Here is a 25,133-nt window from a genome sequence, read left to right as displayed (position 1 = left end):
ATAGAAGCACCATTCCTTATTCCTTACAACGAGGCCTGAAGACGCACGCCATCATTACGGCCTGTCAAGAAAGTGTGTCGCCCCGTCAAGACTGCGCATCACGATATTTGGTAGAGAAAAAATGTAACACATTCGTATCGAACCGAGGGGGCACATCTTCCCGCTCTTACGAGGAGACGACCATATTATGCTATCCGGGTACCGCCCCCCTCTTGTCATTGCCATTTCAATTCTCAGCTTCAGTGTGAACGCAGCAGCAATGCCGCATCACCCCACAAACCGTCTGCCTACAACGGATAAATCAAGGCGCGTTCCGACTGCATCCGGCCGGAAAACCGCCGTTATCAAGTCTTCAAGCGAAGCCATTTCCGTCACGGGTGCTCATCGATCACATGGTGTGCAGGAAGTGGTGGGTTCGGCAGCTATTCGCGCTGAAACACCTGGAACCAGTGTTCTCAAAGTGCTGGGAAAGCTGCCAGGCATCATGCTCCAATCTGCTGACGCACAGGGTGTAGACATCTGGTCGCAGATGTTTTTCATGCATGGTTTCCTGCAGAATCAGGTCGGCATGACCCTTGATGGCATCCCACTTGGGGATCAGCAGTACCATTCCTTCAACGGCCTCAATATCATTAATGCCATCGCTTCCGAGAATATCGGGCATATGGTGATTTCCCAAGGCGCAGGCGCAGAAGCTATTGCCAGCACCTCCAACCTTGGTGGATCGATCGAATATTTCTCCAGCGACCCGAAGCATAAAGCTGGCGGCCAAATCGCCCAAACCTTCGGGTCCAGCATGAACATGCACACCTTCATTCGTTTCGATACCGGAGACCTCAACAAGACCGGTACGCGGATGTATGCCTCCTACATGCGCAACAACCTTAATAAATGGAAAGGTGGCGGCAATCAGTTCATGCAGCAGGTCAATGCCAAGATCGTGCAGCCCATCGGAGAAGACAGCCATATCTCCGCTATCTTCGACTGGGGCGACCTTGATCAGTATCAATATCAGGATCTGTCGTTTGACATGCTGAACAACTATGGCTCCAGTCTGGACAATTTCATCGGCACTCCCAAAGCCTATGAGAAAGCCTATAAGCTGGCACTTGCCGCCAACAACAAGCCAGGAGGAGCCCTTCCTGCTGGCTACAGCAAGCTCTCGGACCCGTATGATGCCTCATATTATGATGGCGGGACGGTCGAACGTGACTATCTTGGTGGCCTGAACATGGACTTCGCCCTGACATCACGCCTACGCTGGAAATCGACCGTTTATGCGCAGGGGCAGTATGGACGCGGCACATGGGCCAGCCCCTATCCGTGGTATTCGGATGGCTTAATGCCGAATGGATCTCCGATTTTCGACCAGATCACCCTCGAACATGCCCAGCGCGGAGGCTTCACCTCAGCCCTACATTACCAGATCGCCAATAATGATCTGAGCGCTGGTATCTGGTACGAACATTATCATGTGAATGTAGGCCGCAACGCCTACGAGGAACCAGTTCTTGGCGAAGGTAACCCGATCAACTCGATGGGATCCTTGCCTGACCCAACGGCCCATTTGTGGGGCGACAGCTTCTCGTCCAATAGCTTCACGGCGTTCGTTCAGGACACCTATCGCGTCCTGCCGAATGTAAGCCTGCATTTTGGCTTCAAATCCCTCTGGCAATCCGTAACTGGCGATCAAACCACCAACATTCCAGCCTATACTGGCACGGATGCCCTTGCCAGCGGCACGGTAACAACTGCCCGCGCGTTCCTCCCGCATATTAGTGGAGACTGGCATTTTCTCAAGAACCACGAACTATTCTTCGATGTTGCCGAGAACGTAAAATCATACCCGATCGCAGGCTACAAAGGCGGCGCCTCGCCGTTCGCAATGACCCAGAGCGCTTACGACCAGACCATGGGGGCCGGAAAGATGAAGCCGGAAACCAACTGGAACTTCGCTGTCGGTTATCGCTACGTGGACCATCTGCTGAACACCAGCCTCTACGCTTACCATACGAATTTCCACAACCGCCTGCAGCAGATAACGAGCGGCCCGATCACAAACCCTTATTCCGCTGTTATGAATGTGGGCGGTGTCACGATGAACGGCGTGGATGCAGCTCTGGTTATCACTCCTGTAACAGGACTGTCTCTGTCCAACTCCATCAGTTGGAATCATGCAACCTACGACCAGAACGTAACCAGTGGCGGCACAACTTATGCCATTGCCGGACAACAGATCGTCAATTATCCGCGCTTCATGTATAAGGCGAGCCTGTCTTACACTTGGCGTGACCTCAGCGCTCATATCGACACGATCTATATGGGAAAGCGCAATTATACCTATACTGGTGATCTGAGCATTCCATCCTACTGGCTGACCAGTGCTGGCGCACAATATCATCTGCGCAATCTGGGCCAGTATAATCGGCACCTCGGCTTCCTGCAGGACCTGACCTTCAGTTTCAATGTCTATAACCTGACCAATACAACCTATATTGCCACCGCCGGCGAGAACGGAAACTCCATGTCCGGAGACAACCAGTCCTTCCTTATCGGGGCACCGCGGCAGTATTTCGGCTCCATCGCAGCAGCGTTCTGAGGCTCACCACCCTTCCGACGGGCAAGGAGATCACACATGTCGCAGTTTAATGCGGGCAGACGGTTTTTCATGAAAGCCGGAGCCACTGCCGCTAGCATGACGCTCCTGCCCGCAAACATCCGCAAGGCTCTTGCCATTCCCGCCAAACGTACGACGGGCACAATCCAGGATGTCCAACATGTCGTGCTCCTCATGCAGGAAAACCGATCTTTCGATCATTATTTTGGGTCTCTCGGCGGGGTACGGGGCTATGGGGATCCCCGTGCGCTCCCCCTGCCGGATGGGAACTCGGTCTTTGCCCAGCCGGACGGACACGGCCATCAGATCCTGCCCTTCCGCCTGAACACGGTTCATACATCTTCAGCCTGCCTTGCTAGCCTTGATCATAGCTGGAAAGCTTCCCAAGCCGTCTGGAACGAATGGGACGTCTGGATTCCGCACAAGACCGCAATGACCATGGGACACTTCACGCGCGAGGATATCCCTTATTACTATGCTTTAGCAGAAGCTTTCACGATCTGCGATTCTTACCATGCGTCCATTTTTGGCCCTACCAATCCAAACCGCCTCTATTTTTTTACCGGTACGAGCGGCCTGGCTGTTGGGAACCAGGAACCTCAGGTCACGGTCAATATCGATGATGGCAACCCCTCGGCCGATAGCGCGCTTGATAATCCCTCCTTCAGGCCCTTTGACTGGAAAACCTATCCGGAGTGCTTGCAGGAAGCCGGAGTTTCATGGCGCATCTATCAGGAATATGACAATTTTACTGACAATCCCCTCCAGTCTTTTGCCACATTCAGGAATGTTCCTGCAGAAAGCTGGCAACACAAACGGGCACGCCAGATCGTTCCGGGATCTCATGCAGGTAACAGCACCACCTCTGAAGGTCGGTTTCTGGTAGAAGAGTTCGAGAAAGACGTAGCATCCGGAAAATTACCACAGGTCTCATGGATCGTCCCTTCCCAAGCCATGTCCGAGCATCCGGATGCTCCGCCAGGATATGGCGAAAGCCTGATCTCAAGGCTGATGGATGTGTTTGTGCGTCATCCAGAGGTCTGGGCAAAAACCGTTTTTATCCTCAATTATGATGAGAATGACGGTTTTTTTGACCATATGCCAGCACCTGTCCCGCCTCTCCGCGCCGATGATCCGTTACAGGGCTACAGTTCTGTCCCATTGGACGGGGAGGCCTTAGGGAACGTTCCTGTCGGGCTCGGCCCACGTGTTCCCGCGATTGTCATCTCTCCTTGGACAAAAGGGGGATGGGTCAATTCTCAGCTCTTTGACCATACATCCGTTCTCAGGTTCCTCGAAGCCAGATTCGGTGTGCCTGCGCCCAACATTACCCCATGGCGCAGGACAGTCTGTGGCGACCTGACAAGTATTTTCGATTTCACGAACCCAGACCTGCACTGGAATACCAATCTTCCCGAAACCGAACATTATCTGGCTGAAACACGGGCATCCTGCCGCCTTCCTGCGCCCAGTATCCCGCAGCCACAGACAATGCCACGTCAGGAGATCATGCAGCGCCCCGCCCGTTCACTTCCCTACGCGCTGAGCGCAGACCTTGTACGCGACAGAACCAACCCGCACAGCCTCCACCTTGCCAATACCGGAACGCAAGGCGCAGTCTTCCAGCTTCTGGAGCACGGTCGCCCTATGCGGCACTACACTTTAGGTCCGCGTCACACACATGACGTTCTTCTCAACGCGCACGAGCCTTATTCAATAACCCTTCATGGCCCAGACGGGTTTTACCGAGCCTTTTCAGGCACCGATCTTCCGCAGGCTGTTCTTGAAACGGGCAAGTCCTTCGATGAGATCACCCTGAAAATCAGAAATTTTTCTTCCACCACGCGGAATTTGATCATTTCCAGTAATTACATTCCCTCCGATATACGCAAGATCATTCTTCTTCCCCAACAGGAAGCACAGGTCACTTGGGACATTTCCGCCAGTGACAACTGGTACGATATCGTCGTGACCGAGACCTCCACACGGCTTAGCCCAACTACCAAACCCATGCTGCATTTCGCTGGCCACATTCAGACTGGACGTCCGAGCCGAACTGATCCTCTGATGGGCCGATACGGCGTATGACTACGCTTGATCGCAGAAGCTTTCTCGCCTGCACTGCCGCTTTCATGGGAAGCAGGCCAGCTTTTGCGATGCCGACCGACAACGCCCCATTGTCTCCCTTGAAATGGGCACCGCGCAACCGGCGCCTCCTGTCAGAACTGATCGTCAGTAGGCAGACATTCAAACGGCCCTATGCCGTATTCGACTGGGATAACACCTGCATTTTTGGCGATTGCCAGGAAACACTTCTGCAGTTCATGCTCGAAACATTCAGTTTTGCCCTGACTCCCGCGTGTTTTGAGCATGTAATCAAGCAGGACGTGCCAGAAGGTGAACTCGGTCCCCACTTCCTGAATCAGGACGGAAAGCAGATACGTTTCTCCCATCTCGTGGAGGACATGACCCGCGATTATACCGAGCTCTGGTCTCGGTATGGTGCGTGGTCGTCCGTACGAGCGCCCGTTCCGTCTCACATCACAGCTCTCGTCGCACTCCGGGCCCGCCTCCTTTTCAGCTATAGAGCCATTGATGCTGTAGCTGGGCCAGAAGTTGCCTTATACTGGATCATTCGTCTGCTCTGCGGCATGACGGAGACGGATATTGCGACTCTTGCTGCCATGGCTAATCACTGGGCTCTCGGTCGTGATATCGGATATGTTGAACATATCGTCCCACCTGAACGATCCGGCAGATCAGGTATACTCCAATGCAAAGTCTTTCACGGGTTGCGTCTGACCCCGGAAATCGCTGACCTGCAAGCAGCCCTGAGACAGGCAGATATTGACGTTTTCATCTGTTCCGCATCTCTGGAAACTGTCGTCCGGGTTTTTGCCACGGCCCCCGGTTTCGGCTACGGCTTGCCTGCTGACAATATTTTGGGTGTCCGGATGTCTTGGCCTTCCGGAAAGCTGGGGGCTCAACCTGCTGCAGACTGGCCTTTGACCTATGGTGCAGGGAAAGTCGATGCCATACGCCACCGGCTTGTCCGGGAGCGCGGGCACGGCCCCGTTCTTGTGTGTGGGGACAGTGGCGGGGATACCGCCATGCAAACCGCCTTTCCCGATACGAGCCTGTCCGTGATCATCAATCGCCTGGCAGACGGGACGGAAGGGGCCCTCAGCCAGCGGGCAGCCAATGAGATGACATCGTCTACGCCCCGATTCATCCTTCAGGGGCGAGATGACAATACTGGTGAATGGTGCCCCTCAGAGGAGACCCTAGGTTTCGGAAGCCAGACGCCCCGCCTTCTGGGGGGGTAACTGACCCCTACTCGTGGCAGAATGCTTGACAAAATTCATTCCGAAGGAGGATTTATATTTAGATCGCAACAAGATATTGCGATACAGAAATGACTGGCGGACTCCGTCCTGGTTGTGAGGAGAGATGACCGTGTTCTCTGCACAGGTCCTAACTGATGATTGCCTGCATTCCTTTCCCCAGACAGACAGGCAGACTGGCAGCGTCTTGGCCGCGGCCATGACGGGTGCCAGTTCCTTCATCCGTCAGCAAGGATGTGACCCTGACATCATTGCTCGTTCAGTGGGTCTTCAGATTGCTGACGATCTGCCACCCACTCTTGCGCTTCGTCTGGAAGACTACTGCAATTTGTTCGAGGAAGTGGCACGCCAGTCTGGCCGTTATGATACCGGCCTTGTCTATGGTCAGCAGTTCCAGCCCGACCAGCTCGGCCTTATCGGCTATATCGCCCTGACCTCCGCAACTCTCGGAGATGCTCTCGTTAATCTTGCAGAACTTTTCCCTTACCATCAGAAAGCTACCCAGACACGTCTGGTCCGGATGCCTGGTGGGTTTCGCATTGAGTACCGCATCACTGATCCCCTCATCTCCCGTCGTGCACAGGACGCCGAGCTGACCATGGGAATGTTCTGCAATGTCTTCCGTCGGGCGCTTGGCAAGAGCTGGCATCCTGATGCTGTCTGGTTCGAACATCCCTGTCAGTCCACTGCGGCAGATTATGCCGCAGCTTTTGATGCCCCCGTTTTCTTCCAGCGCGGCACGACCGCCCTCCTGTTTTCTGACATCGGTCTGGACGTCCCCATGCCTGCCGCCAACGCTGGGCTCCTTTCGGTCCTCCGCGAAAGCCTTACGCGTCTTGATCACTCCCAGCATCTGACGACTGACGGGCGAGACGATCTCCTGCTTCTGGCTCGGCGTGAAGTTCGCACCATGTTGCCACAGGGAATCGTGAAGCTTCCTGTTCTGGCTGAAAAACTTGGTGTTCCACGATGGACACTACAACGCCGCCTAGAATCCATGGGTGTTACTTATACCAATCTTGTGGACGAGACACGCCGTAGCCTTGCTCAGACCTATCTGCGCCAGAAAGGCGTGTCTATTGGGGAAATCGCTTATCTTCTGGGCTATTCTGAAGTCAGCGCTTTCAGCCGTGCGTTCCGCAAATGGTACGGCGTTTCGCCCCAGGCATTCCGCAAGGAACTGTGATGATGCAGGATGTCAACCAATTGTGTCGGCTGGGCGGTCAGCGTCCTTCTGTCCATGTTAGGATTATGCAAAGAACATATCCGGATTGTGGCAGGACATCGACGTTTTGGTTCATCGCATTTCCCTCGTAGGCGAAACATTTGTTTTTCAGGATCTGAAACATATCCTGGCCAGCGCCTCGCTGCTCCGTTCGGGAGATGAACTGGCCGGCATTGCCGCCCGAGACCCTGTTGAACGGGTTGCCGCCCGTGAAGTGCTGGCTAATCTGCCACTGCGTCATTTCCTGACGGAAGCCATTGTCCCGTACGAAACCGATGAAGTTACCCGCCTTATCATGGACAGCCATGATGAAGCCGCTTTCACCCCCATCTCACACATGACGGTCGGCCAGTTTCGGGACTGGCTGCTAAGTTATGCGGCTGATACCTCAAGCCTAGAGAAACTTTCCCCAGGGCTGACCCCTGAAATGGTGGCTGCGGTCAGCAAACTGATGCGCAACCAGGATCTGGTTTCAGTCGGACGGAAAATGCGTGTTGTCAGCGCATTTCGCAACACACAGGGCCTTCCTGCTCGTCTCGGCTCCCGTCTGCAACCCAATCACCCGACTGACGATCCAGATGGCATTTCCGCAGCCCTCCTTGATGGTTTGCTTCTTGGTGCTGGAGATGCGGTTCTGGGGATCAACCCGGCATCCGATCATATCGGACGAGGAATGGATATCTTGTGGCGTTTTGATGATATCCGCCAGCGTTTTGATATGCCTGTGCAAAGCTGCCTTCTGACGCATGTGACTAACACCATTACCATGATTGAAAAAGGTGCGCCGGTAGATCTGGTTTTCCAGTCCATCGCAGGATCAGAACAAGCCAATTCTGGCTTCGGTATTTCGCTGGGTATCCTCTCCGAGGCCTGGCAGGCTGCTCGGGAACTGAACCGGGGAACTGTTGGCACAAACGTCATGTATTTCGAGACAGGGCAAGGATCTGCACTTTCGTCTGGTACTCATCATGGCGTGGATCAGCAGACCATGGAGGTGCGGGCCTATGCCGTGGCACGTGTCTATTCACCACTTCTCGTCAATACGGTCGTGGGCTTTATCGGTCCAGAATATCTTTACGATGGCAAGCAGATCATCCGAGCGGGGCTTGAGGACCATTTCTGTGGCAAGCTGCTGGGACTGCCGATGGGCTGTGATGTCTGTTACACCAACCACGCGGAAACAGATCAGGACGACATGGACACCCTGATGATGCTTCTTACGGCCGCGGGCGTGAATTTCCTGATTGCCGTGCCCGGTGGCGATGACGTCATGCTCAGCTACCAAAGCCTCTCCTATCATGACATCCTGACCCTACGCTCTGTGTTTGGCGTGCGTCCGGCACCTGAATTTGAAGCGTGGCTTGAAAGGATGGCGCTTGTGGATGGTACCCGCCTGCGCATGAACCAGCCGTATGCCTTACCGAATTTCAGAGCCGGTTCATGAGCCAGCTCGCCCAGGATCCCTGGGGACCGTTACGACGTTACACGCACGCGCGCATAGGACTACCACGAACGGGCGATAGCATTGCAGGGTCCGAAGTCCGCGCCCTGCAGGCCGCCCATGCATGTGCTCGCCGTGCTGTCCATGCCTGTCTTGATCCTGCTAAGCTGGCCGTCGGAGATTCTTTTATTGAGGTACGAAGCCAAGCAAAGGATCGCTCTGAATTCGTGCGTCGGCCTGATCTGGGACGCAGACTTGATGGGCCTTCCATCGCACTCCTGAAACAGATTGCACCGGCCGGTCCATGGGATGTTGTGCTCGTCGCTGCGGATGGGCTGTCAGCCGTTGCCGTTGAACGACAAGCCCCCCCCCTTCAGAACGCCGTCCGAGCCGCCCTTGCTCACACATGGCGTATTGCCCCACTCGTAGTCGCCCATAATGCCCGTGTGGCTCTGGGAGACGAGATTGGCGCTCTCCTTGGCGTGCGTTGTGTCGTCATGATGATCGGTGAACGTCCAGGACTGAGCGTATCAGACAGCCTCAGCCTTTACATGACATGGAACCCGCATGTTGGGCGGCAAGATTCCGAACGTAACTGCATCTCCAACATCCATGCTCGTGGCCTCTCGACTGGAGAAGGTTGCCACAAGCTTTGCTGGCTTCTGAAAAGTGCCCGCAAACTGGGATATACGGGCGTGGCCCTCAAGGACGAAAGCACGAACATGACACTTCTGCCGGAAACCAAAACCCCATGACGGACCATTCCAAACCGCAGTTGGCCAAGAGCCTCGGCCCCGTTCAGTTATGGGCGATTGCCGTAGGTCTTGTCATTTCCGGTGAGTATTTCGGCTGGAGCTACGGCTGGGCAAGCGCTGGCACCCTGGGCTTCCTGATTGCGACCATCTTCGTGGCGCTTATGTATCTTGCTCTGATTTTTTCCTACACTGAACTTACAACCGCCATGCCCAAGGCAGGCGGTCCATTCGTCTACGTCAGTGCCGCTTTCGGGCATCGTGCCGGTCTTGTGGCGGGCTATGCTTCCACGGCTGAGTTCATTTTCGCGCCGCCGGCCATCGCACTGGCCATTGGTTCCTACCTGCATGTGCAGTTTCCTGCACTTCCGCCCAAGGCTGGTGCCGTAATGGCCTACCTGCTTTTCATGGGCGTGAATATCGCGGGCGTTCAGGTAGCGGCAAGCTTTGAACTGATTGTAACCGTAGCCGCCATCATTGAGCTTTTCATTTTCATGGGCGTGGTCTGGCCCGGCTTTTCATGGCACCGTTTCGTGACACACGGTTGGGCCGGAACCGATCATTTCTCCTGGTCAGTGCTGGGGGGCATTGCAGCCTCTGTTCCCTTTGCAATCTGGTTCTTCCTTGCCATCGAAGGCGTAGCTTTAACTGCCGAAGAAGCCCGTTCACCCAGACGGACCTTGCCCATCGCCTATATCGCCGCCATCGTGACGCTGGTGCTCCTGTCTTTTGGCGTCATGATTCTTGCTGGTGGTGTCGGAGACTGGCGCAATCTGGCCAATCTCAATGACCCACTTCCGTTTGCCATGAAAACAGTTGTTGGTTCACATAGCCCTTACCTTCACATGCTTGTCTGGCTCGGGCTATTTGGCCTTGTTGCCTCTCTGCATGCCATTATCATGGGCTGCGCGCGCCAGATCTGCGCCCTTGCACAGGGGGGCGGCCTGCCACGCTGGATGGGGCTGGTATCGCCGCGTTTTCAGACACCCTATACGAGCGTTCTGGTCTGTGGAGGCGTGGGCATTCTGGCCATTTTCAGTGATGATATCGTATCATTCGGAGGAGAAAGCCTGACTGCATCCATCGTCACGCTTTCTGTTTTTGGCGCGCTGACAATGTATATCATGACCATGGCCAGCCTCTTCAAGTTGCGTCAGATCGCGCCCGACATGCCGCGCTCCTGGCATGCTCCAGGCTATCCCTTTATCCCAGCCTATGCCCTGCTCGCCACAGGCCTCTGCCTTGGACTGGTGGGTCTCCAGAAACCCCTGCTTCTGGGGCTTTACGTCTCGATCATCGCACTGATGACTGGCGGACGTCTTTTATTTGACAGGCACATGAAACGCACATGACCTGATCGAAAGAAATAGCTCGATATCTACCTCTCCGTAACTGTCATGTTCTAGCTATGTGTCCTGCGCACAGAAAGCCGATCACTCCGTACTTGCTGTGCCAAAATCAGACAGACAGGCCTATTAATCGACGGTTTTTCAATTTCTTCACCTTGGTGAGAGAAGAATAAAAATCTCTCACATCCTGCTTGCCGGGGTGGAAAAGAAAGAACACGTCCAATACGACAGTTCTGTCAAAACCACTGCTAAGCCAGAAGCCTTGTTCAAGACAAATCATGCAGTTTCCCTATCAGCCCAGATGCCTCAGGCATCCAGTCTGGCGTCCGCTGCCAGAATGGCATGCAGCAACACATTAGCTCCTGCTGTAACATGTTCGGGTTCTGCGCTTTCCGCCTCGTTGTGGCTGATACCTTTCCAGCACGGCACAAAGATCATGGCTGTAGGTGCCACTTGCGCTACGTAGACAGCGTCATGCCCTGCGCCGGAGACAATATCCCGCAAGGAATAACCCAGCGCCTGTGCGCTTTCACGCACACATTCCACGCAAAGCGGGTCAAAATGAACAGCTGCAGACACCCAAGTGGGGGTAATATCCATTTCCACACCGCATTGTGTGGCCAGATAGTTCATGCATTGACGGAATTTTTCTTCCATCTTTTCAAGAACACTATCGGACGGATGGCGTAAATCTACAGTAAACTGTACTTCTCCGGGCACAACGTTACTACTGCCAGGCAAACAATCTATAATACCCACTGTACCCAAACCATCCGGCGCGTGATCCATGGCAACCTGATGCACTGCGTCAATCATACGGGCTGCACCCCATAACGCATCAGAGCGCATGGTCATGGGAGTTGTTCCCGCATGCGCATCCTGCCCCTTTACAGTCACGTTATACCAGCGCATCCCCTGCACGCCCTGCACCACGCCAATCGTCCGCTGCTCGGCTTCCAGCACTGGTCCCTGTTCAATGTGTAGTTCAAAATACGCAGCAGCAGGATGCTCACCGCAGACCTCCGCTCCAACGTAGCCGATTTCCTCCAGTGCTTCCCCTAATCTTACACCTGCACGGTCTGCACGACTTTGGGCAAACTCCTGGGTAAATACGCCTCCGAACACGCCTGATGCCAGCATAGGGGGCGTAAAACGCGCCCCTTCCTCGTTGGTCCAGTTGATAATTTCAATAGGGTGCCGCGTGCTCAAGCCAGCATCGCGTAGCGCGCGCAACACGGCAATACCGCCCATCACGCCTAGAATGCCATCAAATTTTCCGCCGGTAGGTTGGGTATCTAGATGACTGCCAATCATGATGGGAGCCAGCCCGTCTTCTTCACCCATTCTCCGCGCAAACTGATTACCCATGGAATCACACGAGACAACACACCCCAGAGCCTCACAGGTACTTTTGAACCACGCCCTTACTTTTGCATCTTCTCCTGACAAAGCGAGACGGCATATCCCCCCTTTGGCTGTTGCCCCAAACTGTGCGGTTTCCATCAAGTCCGACCACAAAGCGGCACCGTCCACTACAATATTACTTTGAGCAACCATGTGCTTTCTCCGCTTTCTCAGTTAAGGGTTCTGATCGTCTTTTATCAGAAGGTCAGTATTGGAGATCTTGAAACCACTTTGTTTTTAGTATCCTTTTTCAGGATCATAAAGCAGAGGAGGCTGTTCACCACGCTCCATCTGGGCAATGGTCTCTGCAACGTAACGCGCCTGCATATTTCTGGAAGCTACAGATGCAACATGCGGAGTAACCGTAATACGCGGGTGCGACCAAAGCGAGGAAGTGGGAGGCAACGGATCTGGTGTCACCACATCCAGCACTGCACCGCTGATCATCCCCTCATCCAATGCACGCACCAAATCGGCCTGCACCACATGATCTCCACGGCCGACATTAATAAAGCCAGCGCCCTGCGGAAGCGCACTCAGGAAAGAATATGTTATCAACCCACGGGTTTCGGCTGTACTTGGCAGAAGATTAACAAGAATATCAGATTTTTTCAAAAAATCTGGCAAAGCAGCCTTACCGGAAAACACGTCTACACCCGCCAGAAGGCCTGTTGAACGCCGCCAGCCTGAGACCTGAAACCCTATGCGCCCCAGATGAGCTGCTACGTGGCTCCCCAGATGCCCAAGCCCCATAACGCCAATCCGGGTCTCCCCACTGGTTCTGGCCACACCATTATAGGACCAGATATGCCCAGCCTGTTGAACAGCCCATGTCCGCGCGTCACGCAACAGGCCGATTGCCGCCCAGGTTATATAATCTGCCATCAGTTCAGCCGTCTGCGCCCCCCCCATACGCACGAGTGGAACATGACGCGGAAACTGCGGTGTACGCAGCAGGTGATCAACCCCTGCCCCGACGCATAAAATACCTTTTACGAAAGAGAGCTGTTCAAAATGGTCCTCTTCGGGGGTCCAGACCAAAGCATAATCCGCCTCACCCGGCTTTACGGAAGCTTCATACCACGAACAGACATCCAGATCAGGCGATACCTCTAAAAAAGCTTTTTTCCAGCTTTCAAATTGGTCTGCCCCATCAGCACTGATAATAAGCCTGACCACGCTTTATTCTCCCAGGCACACGCTTCTGCTACCGACCACAGCCTCTGGTCATGCTGGGCGCAGAGCCTCAGCACCAGATTTTCACTCCCCCTCTCCGCTTTCTGCAAGAGAGGGGCGGAAACAGCCTTTAGACTGATTGAAGCGATTTCCGACGCAGTGGCATGGTCATGCAGTGCACACTGCCGCCCCCCCGGGAAAACTGGTTGAGTTCTGGGTCAAGCACTGTCAGCCCTTCAGCCCGCAACATCTGATTAATACGGGTTGAATGGTGCGGGCTTACAACGCGCTCGCGCCCCAGTGCCAGCACATTACACCCCATATCACGCATCGCTTCTTTATAGGACACCGGCAGAAGACGAATACCCTGCGCCCGGAACCAATCCAGATCTTCATCCGCAATACAATCAACGGCTGCAATCGCCAGATTTTCAGCCACCATGGTGAAAATCACATCCAGATGCAGGAAATGCTCAGGGAAGCGTATCATGCGGCAGGTCCAGCCAGCCTCTTCAAACCAGCTGATAAATTCGGCGGCTCCGGCTTCATCCGTACGTCCACCACTTACTCCAACAGCCAGCAGACCCGGACGGATGATATGAATATCCCCGCCTTCAATGTTTCCTTTTGTACAGGTTTTCCAGATCTCATCCGCCCCATAGAAAGACCGGATTTCTGTTTCTTCCCCAACCCGTTCAGGACGAGAGAGGCGCGTCACAACCGTACCAAACGGTGTGGTCTGTGAGCTATCCCGCGTATAGACCTGATACGGCATTCCTTCCTGAGGCTTCAGGAAATGGCAGGAAACATCTGCTTCCCGCAAAGTGGAAACCAGTTCGGCAAACTGGATATTCAGGGCTGCACGGTCAACCGCTCCCCCCTGTGCCATGGTCTGAATGGCGATATCATTACTGGGAATCCACTGATAATACTCAGGCGGGCACAGAAGCACATCAGCCAGATCACCGGTCTCGCTATCAATAAACCACCGGTTCGCTTTCATTCCTGAAATCCTTAGACTGCTGAATTCTCGCCCACACTAACCAATTTAGAACGGCTCCAAAATAAGAATAAACCGGAGTTCACTTTGTCATTTTGTTAATCATCAGAATGAATGCCCCATCCGAAAATCTTACTCTTACAAAAATAGCCTTTATTATCAGTATAACTACCGAATCCTCTCCCTTTCATCGCATCCTGTGACGGCCTTCAGGATAGGGGGAAGAGGATCATTCCCCTCTTGCATCTTTTTTTCGAAAGCCGCAGGCTCAGTCTTCTAGGCCGGATCAAAAACTCAGGAGAATGGACTGCCCCTTGCTCACCCTCTAGCCGAAGCGTTTATCCGCCGTTCATCAGGCAGGAACCTTGCTTCACATCCTGTTGTTATCTCTCCAGCATGTTATATCTGACAGAGGACACGCCAGATCCACATGATAAGATCAGCTTCTCCCCCGCCAGCAAAAACATCTTCAGTCGTTCGTTCCCCAAAACATAGACGCAGCAGCGGCTTTCAGGGGCAGGTTTCTGAGGTTGATCTGCGGCTGCTGCGGGTATTTCATACCGTAGCGGAACAGGGCGGGTTTTCTGCGGCAGAAATTTCCTTGGGCAAAAGCAAATCCTCCATCAGTCTGGACATTTCCGCCCTTGAAACCCGGCTTGGCCTTAAGCTGTGCTTACGCGGGCGTAGTGGGTTCTCCCTGACGGGAGAAGGCCGCGCCTTACTGGAAGCCACCAAAAGCCTCTTGCTGGATATTCAGCGCTTTCAACAGCGCATCAATCAGATCAGCGGGGTACTCTCCGGCATATTTCGCCTTTATGTACCGGATAACATTCAAGCCCATGGGGAAACTCCTCTGGTGAGGGCTATAGAAACCTTTACCACCCAGAACCCAAATGTATTCATGACCGTTCATTCCGCCTCGACACGAGAGGTGGAAGTTGCCGTCATGAACGGCCAAGCCACGGCTGGCATCGCCCTCTACCCGCAGGACATGCCGGACGTAAAAGGCACCCCGCTGGTGGCAGAAGCCCTCAATCTCTATTGCGGCGCGCGCCACCCACTGTTTTCCGTGCCGGAAGATAACATTACGCTGGAAATCTTGACCGCCCAGCGCATGATTGCCGTGGCAGAAGCCGCCACATCTCCCCAGTGGAATGAACTCCGCTCCCATTTCTCATTTCACGCTGCCGCGGAAAATGTGGATGCCCGCGCCCTCCTTATCCTGTCCGGTAATTTTATTGGCTTTCTACCAGAGGCCTTCGCCAAACCACTGGTAGACCGTGGGCTGCTTCGACGCATTTCGTTTCACAACCTGCAACTGATCACCTGCTTTCATTTTCTGGCGCGTTCCTCTCCGGAAACAGGATTGATGGTTGAAACATTCCGCGCTCTTTTGGAAGAATCCTACTGATGCCCTTAACGCCATGGCTTTCTGGGTCTTCACATCCTGACCTGCCTCTTACCGCACCTTTACACGCTTCCCGAGCCGCCATTGGAACACCTTACGCCAGGAACAATTTTTTCCGGCAACGCCTCTCCGGTATAGGGTTCTCCCGTAAGGCGTTCCCGTTGAGGAAACCGGTGCACCATATCAGAACCACTTTCCTGCTTATGGCCGGACTGATGATGGGAGGCGCAAACGTCGCCCATGCCCAAGGTCATCAGGAAGATATCCCATCTTTTGTTCAGAATGGCACTTTAACAGTCTGCACAAACCCAACCTTGCCTCCCATGACCTTTGTGAAAGGGTCGGACGCCAGCAAGCCGGAGGGCATGGACATTGATGTCGCCCGCGCGCTGGCTGAACGATGGCACGCCACACTCTCCATCATTCCCATGGATTTTACGGGCCTGTTCCCCAGCCTTGGCGCACAACGCTGTGGCATGGTGATCAGCGGCATTATCCAGTTGCCGGATCGGGAAAAGAATTTTGATGCTGTTGCCTATCAGGACACGGCACTCACGGTTGTGGCACGCGCCAATACCGCACCCATCAACAGCATGGCTGATCTATCCGGCAAAACCATAGCCGTGCAGTCTGGGACCAGTTACGCTACCCGCATCAATCGTGAAAACGAGGCCCTGACCGCCGCGGGCAAACTGCCCATTATCATCCAGCAATATCCTACAGAAGATCAGGTTGTACAGCAGGTGCTGATTGGCCGCGTGTTTGCTTTTGTCAGCCAAGACGTGGAACTTTATTTTCGGCAGAAGCAACTGCACGGCAAGGTCCGTATTATCCTGAAACCCGACTATTCGGACTACAGACACTTCGCCATCTATCTACGCAAGAACGCACAGGACCGCACACTGGTCCAAAATGCCATTTCTACCTTGGAACAGGACGGTACCCTTACCGCCTACCGTCAGAAATGGTCCATTTCATCCCAGACTGAGCAGGCGCTTACACAAGACACAGGCGCCTCAGCCTTCAATTGGGGCGCTTTTTTCTCTGCCCTGACCTCCATGGCCTTCCTGCGGGGAGCCTTTATTACCTTGGCCGTGGCACTCTTATCCCACGCCATTGCCATTGTCATTTCCATCCCCATGGCTATTACCCTCAATGGTCGCGGCAACTCCCTTCTCAAGGCTGTTCTGAAAACCTATGTCTCGGTTTTCAGGGGTGCCCCCACGCTCTTGCAACTTCTGTTTATCTGGAATGCCTTGCCGCAATTTTTTCCTATCTTCCGGGAACAATGGTTCACGCCTTTTCTGGCAACACTCGTGGCGCTTTCCATCAATGAATCCGCCTATCAGGTGGAAATCAACCGCTCGGCCCTGAGCGCTGTGGATGCAGGACAGGAACTGGCGGCAGATGCACTGGGCATGAGCCGACGGCAAGTTTACCGCTACGTGATCTTCCCTCAAGCGCTGCGCATTGCCCTGCCGCCCACCATCAATGACTTCATCAGTCTCTTGAAAACTACCTCTCTGGCTTCCGTGATCTCCCTGCAGGAACTTCTGGCCATTACGCAGGTACAGGTGGCCCGCACGTTCGAATTTACGGAATATTACGCAGCCGCACTGGTCTATTATCTGGCCATGGTGTTCTTTTTCCTGTTTCTGCAAAAACGGGTTGAGCGTCGTTTTTCCTGGGCTGACCGCAAGAAAGCTTCCGCCAATGCCTCCTGAACCTGATCTGACCGGCGCGGCCCCTGCCCTTCACGACGCCGTTGGCCCTTTGGCTGACGGCTCCATGATTTCCGTGCGAAACATGAGCAAGCTCTACGGAGATTTTGTTGCGCTGGACCGACTGAACTTTGATGTTCAGCGTGGGGAGAAGATTGTTGTGCTGGGGCCCTCCGGCTCGGGCAAATCCACCCTTATCCGCACCTTCAACAGAATTGAACCACATGACAGCGGCAGCATTCTGATTGATGGCACTGTGATTGATGACAAGACCAACCTTACCCCGCTCCGCTGCATGGTTGGCATGGTGTTCCAGAACTACAATCTGTTCCCTCATCTGAGCGTAGTGGACAACTGCACTCTTGCCCCTCAGCTTGTGCGCAGCCTCTCGCGCAAGGAAGCGAAGGATATGGCCCTCCACTTTCTGCAACAGGTAGGCATTCCGGAGCAGGCCAACAAATATCCCATTCAGCTTTCAGGCGGCCAACAGCAACGTGTGGCCATTGCACGCGCCCTGTGCATGCAGCCTGAGGTCATACTGTTTGATGAACCAACCGCCGCCCTTGATCCGGAAGCCATTACCGGCGTGGTCAGCATCATGAACACTTTGGCAGAACAGGGTATCACCACCCTGTGTGTGACACATGAGATGGCTTTCAGCCGCCATATTGCTGATAAGATCATTTTCATGGACCGTGGCCGCATTCTGGAAATCACGCCGCCGGAAGAGTTTTTCACAACGCCGCAGACGGAACGGGCCCAGAACTTCCTGAACCAGATGATCCGCTACTGAGGCACCTCCACGCGCGAGCCCCACCAAAAGTAAGGTTTGCAACATTTCAAACGAAAATTCTCCCACTTCATTATTAACTAGAAATGAAGTTGTTACCTGAGCAGGTTTGCCTGCTTCCGCCTACAGGGGATGTCATGACCACCCGTTCTCTCCGCTTTTTTCTGAAAAACGGCTTGGTACACGCCCCTGCAAATTTCTGTCTGCCTACACAAAACAGCCAGACAAGCCACCTCTACAGGCATGCCACCTGCCGGGAATGGACTTCCCCTCTCGTTATCGGTCATCAATACGCTCCAGTTCTGCCTCAATCAGGCTGGGGCCTGCTTTCAGGATCATCCAATGCGTCTTGATGTTTTCAAAACATTATGGGGAGATTTCCGTCCCTGGCACGCCGCGATAGACGACCTGAAAAAAGCGGGCTTTACCGGTATTGAAGCCCGCATCCCCGCCACCATGGACGAGGCCCGCCAAAATGCGGATGTGCTGGCAGGAGAAGGTATTCCCTATATTGCCATCGCCATGACAGGCGGCGGCGTGATCCCGCATCAGGCGGCCACCATTGAAGATCATCTGGCTGATCTGCGATCTGCTCTTGAGCGCGCACTCTGCATGAAGCCGCGCTTCATCAACGTGCTGGGGGGGAATGATCGCTGGTCTGCCTCACAGCAGGCTGAGTTCATAACCCGCGCTCATGCCATCGGGCAGGAAATGGGGCTGCTGTGCAGTTTTGAAACACATCGCTCCCGCATTCTGGCCACCCCGTGGGTCACGATGGATGTGCTGCCACAGCTTGCCGATGATATCCTGTTCACTGCCGATATCAGCCACTGGGTTGTCAGTTGCGAGCGGCTTCTGAATGACCCGCTTGATGATTTCTCAGCTTTTCTAAGCCGCGTGCATCACGTTCAGGCACGCGTTGGCTATGATCAGGGCCCACAGGTGCCGCATCCTGCTGCCCCCGAATACGAACCTGCCCTCCGCTTCCATCAGCACATCTGGGAACAGATATGGCTGGCGCAAAAGAAACGTGGGTATAGCGTCACCACTCTCACCCCAGAATGCGGGCCTGATGGTTACCTGCACACGCTGCCCTTCACCAACGCCCCCATTGCCGATTTGTGGAGCCTGAATGTGTGGATGGGCCAAACGGAACAGGTCCACTTCAAACAGTTCATGACCCTCTGCCCTTAACCGGAGATCCCGACATGACATCAAACACCCCTCAGGCAGAACAGACTGAAACCTTCACGTCCATCCCGGTTGTCAATATTGCGGGCCTGTACAGTGAAAACCCGCAAGACCGTAAAGCCGTGGCGGAAGAGCTAGGGCAAGCCGCCCGGAATGTCGGCTTCCTCTATATCTCCGGCCATCAAGTGCCTGATGATCTGATCAAAGGCGTGCGCGAAGCCGCGAAAAACTTCTTCGCTCAACCCTTTGAGCGCAAGATGGACTATTACATCGGCACGTCCGCCACCCACAAAGGCTTTGTTCCTGAAGGCGAGGAAGTGTACGGTTCTGGGCGGCCAGACCACAAGGAAGCCTTTGATATCGGCTTTGAGGTTCCGGCAGATAACCCACTGGTCAAGGCAGGCACGCCGCTGCTGGGCCCGAATAACTGGCCCACAGTTCCCGGCTTCAAGGAGGCCGCACAGGCCTACTACAAAGCGGTTTTCTCACTCGGTCGCACGCTGTTCCGTGGCTTTGCTCTCGCTCTTGATCTGCCAGAAACCTATTTTGATGATCACGCCAATTTTCCACCGTCAAAACTGCGCATGATCCACTATCCCTATGATGCCGAGGCGCAAGACGCCCCGGGTATTGGGGCGCATACGGATTACGAGTGCTTTACCATTCTTCTGGCGGACCAGCCGGGGCTGGAAGTTATGAACGGGCACGGAGACTGGATTGACGCCCCGCCCATTCCCGGCGCTTTTGTGGTCAATATCGGGGATATGCTGGAAGTGATGACGGCCGGCGCCTTTGTGGCAACAGCCCACCGCGTACGGAGCGTCAAGGAAGAACGCTACTCCTTTCCTTTGTTCTACGCCTGTGACTATCATACCCAAATTCGTCCGCTGCCCGCCTTCGCCACAGGGAATGAGAATTACGAAACCATCACCATTGGCGAGCATATGTGGGCGCAGGCGCTGCAAACCTATCAGTATCTGGTGCGCCGCGTGCAGGAAGGCAAACTCACTCTGCCTGAAGGGGCACGCAAAACTGCTACTTTTGGCCATTTCAAACGGGCCAAACCTCAATCAGCAGCCTGAAACGGCCGCATGTTTTATAAAAACAGGACGTGTTTTTGATGTCTCTTGCCTCTCCTGCCTCAACAGAACAAACGCTGCGTGAAGAACTGGCGGCGGCCTACCGCCTTATGGCGCTCTTCAACATGACCGATCTGGTTTACACGCATCTGTCCGTACGGTTGCCCGGTGAAAGCCACCGCTATCTGGTAAACCCATATGGGCTGCTTTTTGAGGAAATCACGGCCAGTTCTCTGGTCATTGTGGATGCAGACGGCCAACCGCGGCAGGAAACATCCTGGCCGGTCAATCCTGCCGGGTTTGTCATTCATTCTGCTATCCATCGCAGCAGACCTGATGCCGCGTGTGTCATGCATAGCCATACCGTAGCAGGCATGGTTGTTGCTGCTCAGGAACAGAAAATTCTTCCCCTGAACCAGATGAATATCGAATTTTATAACGCTGTGGGTTTTCATGGCTACGAGGGTATTGCCGCGGATGATAATCTGAGCGAGCGTGAACGCCTGGTGCGTGATCTGGGCAGCCATTGCGCGCTCATCCTACAAAATCACGGCCTCCTCACTGTGGGCGCGACCGTAGCCCAGGCCTTTTACCGGATGTATTATATAGAGCAGGCATGCCGTATCCAGATTGCGGCACAAGCAACAGGGGTACCGTTGCATATTCCATCCGAAGAAAAAATCCTTCGTACCAAAAAGCAGTTTGATGATGACCCTGATCAGGGCGAGCTTATCTGGCAGGCACTCCGCCGCAAACTGGACAGAGAACAGCCTGACTACAAGAACTAACCTTAGACTACCCAGCTGATACGGAGATAGGCATAGGGACGAACAGTTATCCAACTGCGCCCCTATGCCGGTTACGGGCAGGGATGCCGGCAACTCTGCCTACTTCCAACCCCACATCTGTTCCTCTTGATCTACTTATTCAAGGGGATAAGCTTGTACCGCCTTCCTCATAATGCATCTATAAAAATGCCTGTTATTTCTTTTTTCTATACGAAAAAAATAGAAAAACATTCAAGCATTAACAGGCCTTAACACAGACGCTATATGACACCTGACACTGAAGTGGGTGCAGGAAGTATCTGCGGAAAAGTAGCACAGGTGAGTGGACCACCCGGGATAAGATTGTCTCCTTTCACGGGCGGAGCCAAATCGCTTTCTATTTCCATATAGCGCGCATCGTCCCCAGCCCAGCACGTGGAAAGCACACGGCGCGAACGATTGGGATTGGCGTTTCCTGGTGCAGCATGCAACGTACGACAGTGGAATACCAAACAGTCACCGGGCTTCAGAGCCCATTTCAGAATATCATGATCCGCCCGTGCAGCATCAATATCTGGAATCTGAGGGCGATTATCGCGGCTCCCATTGAAACTACTGGCACTGTCAAACGGCACGGCTTCATAAAGCGTGTTCCACAGATGCGACCCACGGACAAATTCCAGAGATGTTTCAAGCGGAATCTCATCTAACGGCATCCACACCGTAAGCGCCTGAGAGCCATCCACACACCAGTAAGATTGATCCTGATGCCACGGTGTACGTTTGGACGTACCTCCCTCCTTGATCAGCAGAAAATCATGGTAAAATGTGACAGTACGAGAATGCATCAATGCACCCGCCACATGTGCCAGCGGGCCAGACCACACAAAATCACGAAAAGCAGGAACACGCTGCCACACTAGAACATCCCCGAAAAAACCACCTTTTTCTTCCGGGTTGCCAAACTTGAAATGATGCGGGCCAGCCGCAGCGATAGCCTCAGGCAACGCCTTTTTTAGTGCTTCCACTGTTTCATCTGGTATCACGTTACGAAGGCACAGTGCTCCATCCTGTTGGAACTGGGCATATTGCTCTTCAGATATGAACGGAGAGGTAATAAAGGGAGACATTACGAATCACTTCCTTCTTGCGGCTCTGTTGCCAGGATAATGCCAGAAAAAAAGCATGATTTCGGTCAATTATTTCGAAAAGTAAACTTTTTCCATTTGATAACTGAAACGCCTGAAAAGCTCTCCTCCTCAAGACAAATTCTGTTACTCTTCCGGAAGAAAATGCAGACTGGCCACACCGCCTGCCAGATCTTGCTGGTTCTTCAACAGAGATTTGAGGATAAGGAAACCACAGATCATGATGTCTGGTCGTTGTCAGCCTTCCGGAAGAACCGGACTACGCAGAAAACAGCTTCTCCTCTGTTGTGCCGTTTTTGCAGGCGCAGAATGGGCACATACAAACCTTATCCCCCTTGCAAATGCGCAACCCGTATCAGCAGTTACGGGCAAAGCAGGGAGTGTAAAAAAACACGCCCCAGCTACAAAACGAAAGACTGCGCCCCGTCCCCGCTCCATTGAAGGCGCGGTGGAAGATCTTGAGGTCCGCACCAGCCATAGAAATGCCGCCATGCATACGGCCGGAGCAGTCACCTCCATTGGTGGCGCGGAAATTCGGGCACTCAACCTTAACAACCCCAAGGATATTGCGGGGTTTGTGCCCGGGCTAAGCGCCGTTGAAGCTACGTCCGGCAGTGTACCCATTTTCAGTATACGCGGGGTAGGACTGGATGATTTCAATGCCTCGAACATGAGCGGCATTGGCATGTATTTTGATGGGATCTACTCTCCTTTTCCTGTTTTCTACTCAGGGCAGATGCTGGATATCCAGCATGTAGATGTCATGAAAGGCCCGCAAGGGTTTGACTCTGGCCGAAGCGCAACCGGTGGAGCCATAAATTATGAATCTGTCAAACCTACCGATCAATTTGGCGGTTATCTGACATGGGGTTACAGCAGTTATGCGACCAACACCGCCAAGGGGGCAATTAACGGTGCACTGACAGACCGGATTACAGATCGTTTTGCCTTTTCCTATCGCAATGGGGATGGCTGGCAGAAAGACCTGCATAACGGTAACCGCTATGGCAGCAATGATCTTCTTGCTGTGCGCAACATGACAAAGTTTGAACTGGATGACAAAACATCCCTTTTGCTGAACATCCATTATACGCGTAATTACGGCACACCCAACTCCCCACAGAATACGACAACAGATAGCTTGATGGGCTTGCCTGTAGGTACCAATGGTGTCTCCGGTTCCAACCGTGATGCAACCCGCGTAAATGTGGGCGATTTTCCCGTTAGCCGTCGAGAAAATGGAGGAGGTGCCGCTCTTACGCTCCGGCATGATTTCAGCTTTGCCACATTGGTGGCAACCTCTGCTGTGGATGCGTATTCCCGCCGAATTTACGATAACTTTGATGGATCCCGTCTGGAACGGTCAGACTACCACTTCCGAGACAACTATTTTGTGCAGTCTCAGGATATCCATCTGGCTTCCAAAGCGACGTCGCCTGTGCGGTGGACAGTGGGTCTGTTTGAATCCTTCGATCATATCGACGGTCTTTACAAACATATGGAAAAAGACCTGTATGAGATGCCAAGCGCCAATTTTACATCTGACTACCGGCAGCAGAATGTCTCGTTTGGTGTCTATACCAACAACGTTGTAAAAGTGACAAACAAGTTTCGCCTGATTTTCGGCGGCCGCTATTCCATGGACCAACGGTCTTATTTTGGTGGCACAGTTGATAATGATGGCGCAGTCAGCGGCGTGCCCATGGCTAATCTCACCCATATCAGCCAGACACGATATAATAACCGCTTTACCGGAAAAGTTGGTGCAGAATATCAGGTCACGCCCGATGTGCTGCTGTATGCTACAATTTCCAACGGCTACAAACCCGGCACCTATTATTCTGCTGCCGTTGGCAGTCAGCAGGCATTGGCCTATGTAAGGCCAGAAAACCTGGTAGCGTATGAGGTCGGTGCCAAGGCTTCGTTCTTCAACCGCAAACTTACTCTACAGGGCGCACTGTTTGACTATGAATACCATAACCGTCAAACACTGGTGGTCGCTAACACGCTTACTGGTGTTGCAGGAACATTGGGCAATGTTCCACGCGCCAGATCCCGCGGTGGAGAACTACAGGCACGGTGGGTAACACCGATCAAAGGGCTCGATTTTAACGCCGGTTTTTCCTATATGGATGGGATTATTCTCAAAGCCCCCTCATCTGTACGTGGGATGAGCCTGATTGCCCCTATCTCCAACAATACCGTTCTACCGTTCTCTCCACGTTTTTCATGGGATGCGGTGGCACGCTATCAGTGGAATCTGTCTAAAAATTACGTCATGGCGTATCAGGTCAGCTATACGTGGAAAGATAACCAGATTGACGGTCTGGCCGATCCAAACGGTATTACCGACAAAATCAGCTCCATGGGCATGCGTCTGGCGTTGCGTCCCGCCAACAGCAAGTGGGAAGCATCAGTCTGGGTAGATAACCTTCTGAACAAACACGGAAATACCTACTCTTTTTCCAGCAACGACAATTCCCGTGTGGAATACAGACAAACACCCCGGTGGATTGGTGGAGATCTGACCTACAATTTCTAGGCACATTGAAAAACCATGTGAGGCCGATAGCAGACAAGAAAAAACCGGCCTCACAGTTCTCGACTTTGACTTACTTCTTTATAAAACACACAGCGTTCCCATCGGCTATTTCCTGGCAGACCTCCTGACACACTATTATTCGGTAATCCCCCCATAAAAAGAGTGGCTTTTGAATGAGA

General features: G+C 53.5%; 18 protein-coding genes. 14 read left to right on the top strand and 4 right to left on the bottom strand.

What is annotated here, in order from left to right; genetic code table 11:
- The first annotated feature begins 187 nt into the window (after window positions 1–187).
- From AD944_RS07900 to eat, 7 genes are all read left to right on the top strand, one after another.
- On the top strand, window positions 188–2,599 hold the full coding sequence (locus AD944_RS07900; protein ID WP_045543595.1) for a TonB-dependent receptor: 2,412 nt from the start codon (window positions 188–190) through the stop codon (window positions 2,597–2,599).
- 36 nt (window positions 2,600–2,635) lie between these two features.
- A complete protein-coding gene (locus AD944_RS07895) occupies window positions 2,636–4,705 on the top strand; it encodes a phosphocholine-specific phospholipase C (protein WP_045543596.1) in 2,070 nt (689 codons plus the stop codon).
- 68 nt (window positions 4,706–4,773) lie between these two features.
- Complete coding sequence (locus tag AD944_RS07890) at window positions 4,774–5,943, top strand: HAD family hydrolase (RefSeq protein WP_052427294.1); 1,170 nt, start codon at window positions 4,774–4,776, stop codon at window positions 5,941–5,943.
- Between the two features lie 124 nt (window positions 5,944–6,067).
- The gene (qhpR, locus tag AD944_RS07885; RefSeq protein ID WP_045543597.1) at window positions 6,068–7,147 is read left to right on the top strand and encodes an AraC-like transcriptional regulator QhpR; all 1,080 of its coding nucleotides are present in this window, start codon (window positions 6,068–6,070) and stop codon (window positions 7,145–7,147) included.
- Window positions 7,148–7,253: 106 nt separating this feature from the next.
- Window positions 7,254–8,630 (top strand): ethanolamine ammonia-lyase subunit EutB, encoded by a 1,377-nt coding sequence (locus AD944_RS07880; protein ID WP_045543598.1) that lies wholly within the window; start codon window positions 7,254–7,256, stop codon window positions 8,628–8,630.
- Entirely contained in the window at window positions 8,627–9,382 is a 756-nt protein-coding gene (gene eutC, locus AD944_RS07875; RefSeq protein WP_045543599.1) for an ethanolamine ammonia-lyase subunit EutC, read from the top strand. The genes AD944_RS07880 and eutC overlap by 4 nt, the downstream gene beginning before the upstream one ends.
- The gene (gene eat, locus AD944_RS07870; RefSeq protein ID WP_035378850.1) at window positions 9,379–10,731 is read left to right on the top strand and encodes an ethanolamine permease; all 1,353 of its coding nucleotides are present in this window, start codon (window positions 9,379–9,381) and stop codon (window positions 10,729–10,731) included. The genes eutC and eat overlap by 4 nt, the downstream gene beginning before the upstream one ends.
- 303 nt (window positions 10,732–11,034) lie before the next feature.
- On the opposite strand, the gene AD944_RS07865 is transcribed toward eat, so the two are convergent.
- From AD944_RS07865 to AD944_RS07855, 3 genes are all read right to left on the bottom strand, one after another.
- The gene (locus AD944_RS07865; protein WP_045543600.1) at window positions 11,035–12,285 is read right to left on the bottom strand and encodes a M20 family metallo-hydrolase; all 1,251 of its coding nucleotides are present in this window, start codon (window positions 12,283–12,285) and stop codon (window positions 11,035–11,037) included.
- 84 nt (window positions 12,286–12,369) lie between these two features.
- Window positions 12,370–13,311 carry a 2-hydroxyacid dehydrogenase gene (locus AD944_RS07860; RefSeq protein ID WP_045543601.1) on the bottom strand — a complete coding sequence of 314 codons (942 nt, stop codon included), beginning with the start codon at window positions 13,309–13,311 and terminating at the stop codon, window positions 12,370–12,372.
- A gap of 127 nt (window positions 13,312–13,438) precedes the next feature.
- A complete protein-coding gene (locus tag AD944_RS07855) occupies window positions 13,439–14,311 on the bottom strand; it encodes a dimethylarginine dimethylaminohydrolase family protein (protein ID WP_035378844.1) in 873 nt (290 codons plus the stop codon).
- 427 nt (window positions 14,312–14,738) lie between these two features.
- On the opposite strand from AD944_RS07855, the gene AD944_RS07850 reads away from it, so the two are divergent.
- The 6 genes from AD944_RS07850 to AD944_RS07820 all read left to right on the top strand — a co-directional run bounded on the left by AD944_RS07850 (window position 14,739) and on the right by AD944_RS07820 (window position 21,285).
- On the top strand, window positions 14,739–15,719 hold the full coding sequence (locus AD944_RS07850; protein WP_035378842.1) for a LysR family transcriptional regulator: 981 nt from the start codon (window positions 14,739–14,741) through the stop codon (window positions 15,717–15,719).
- Window positions 15,720–15,919: 200 nt separating this feature from the next.
- The gene (locus AD944_RS07845; RefSeq protein WP_373317150.1) at window positions 15,920–17,440 is read left to right on the top strand and encodes an ABC transporter substrate-binding protein/permease; all 1,521 of its coding nucleotides are present in this window, start codon (window positions 15,920–15,922) and stop codon (window positions 17,438–17,440) included.
- A 64-nt stretch (window positions 17,441–17,504) separates the two neighbouring features.
- Complete coding sequence (locus tag AD944_RS07840; protein ID WP_045543612.1) at window positions 17,505–18,230, top strand: amino acid ABC transporter ATP-binding protein; 726 nt, start codon at window positions 17,505–17,507, stop codon at window positions 18,228–18,230.
- Between the two features lie 339 nt (window positions 18,231–18,569).
- Window positions 18,570–19,421 (top strand): sugar phosphate isomerase/epimerase family protein, encoded by an 852-nt coding sequence (locus AD944_RS07830; protein WP_045543603.1) that lies wholly within the window; start codon window positions 18,570–18,572, stop codon window positions 19,419–19,421.
- 14 nt (window positions 19,422–19,435) lie between these two features.
- Window positions 19,436–20,500 carry an isopenicillin N synthase family dioxygenase gene (locus tag AD944_RS07825; RefSeq protein WP_045543604.1) on the top strand — a complete coding sequence of 355 codons (1,065 nt, stop codon included), beginning with the start codon at window positions 19,436–19,438 and terminating at the stop codon, window positions 20,498–20,500.
- Window positions 20,501–20,538: 38 nt separating this feature from the next.
- Complete coding sequence (locus AD944_RS07820) at window positions 20,539–21,285, top strand: class II aldolase/adducin family protein (protein ID WP_045543605.1); 747 nt, start codon at window positions 20,539–20,541, stop codon at window positions 21,283–21,285.
- A gap of 260 nt (window positions 21,286–21,545) precedes the next feature.
- Here AD944_RS07820 and AD944_RS07815 read toward each other — a convergent pair whose 3' ends face one another.
- On the bottom strand, window positions 21,546–22,394 hold the full coding sequence (locus tag AD944_RS07815; protein ID WP_045543606.1) for a phytanoyl-CoA dioxygenase family protein: 849 nt from the start codon (window positions 22,392–22,394) through the stop codon (window positions 21,546–21,548).
- A gap of 238 nt (window positions 22,395–22,632) precedes the next feature.
- Between AD944_RS07815 and AD944_RS07810 the strand changes: the two genes are divergently transcribed.
- Entirely contained in the window at window positions 22,633–24,954 is a 2,322-nt protein-coding gene (locus tag AD944_RS07810; protein ID WP_082741349.1) for a TonB-dependent receptor, read from the top strand.
- Window positions 24,955–25,133: the final 179 nt, after the last annotated feature.

The organism is Acetobacter tropicalis, assembly GCF_001580915.1.
In the GTDB taxonomy this organism is placed as follows: Bacteria; Pseudomonadota; Alphaproteobacteria; order Acetobacterales; family Acetobacteraceae; genus Acetobacter; species Acetobacter tropicalis.
The sequence above is the reverse complement of the archived record's forward strand: the minus strand, read 5'-3'. Positions and strand labels throughout refer to the sequence as shown.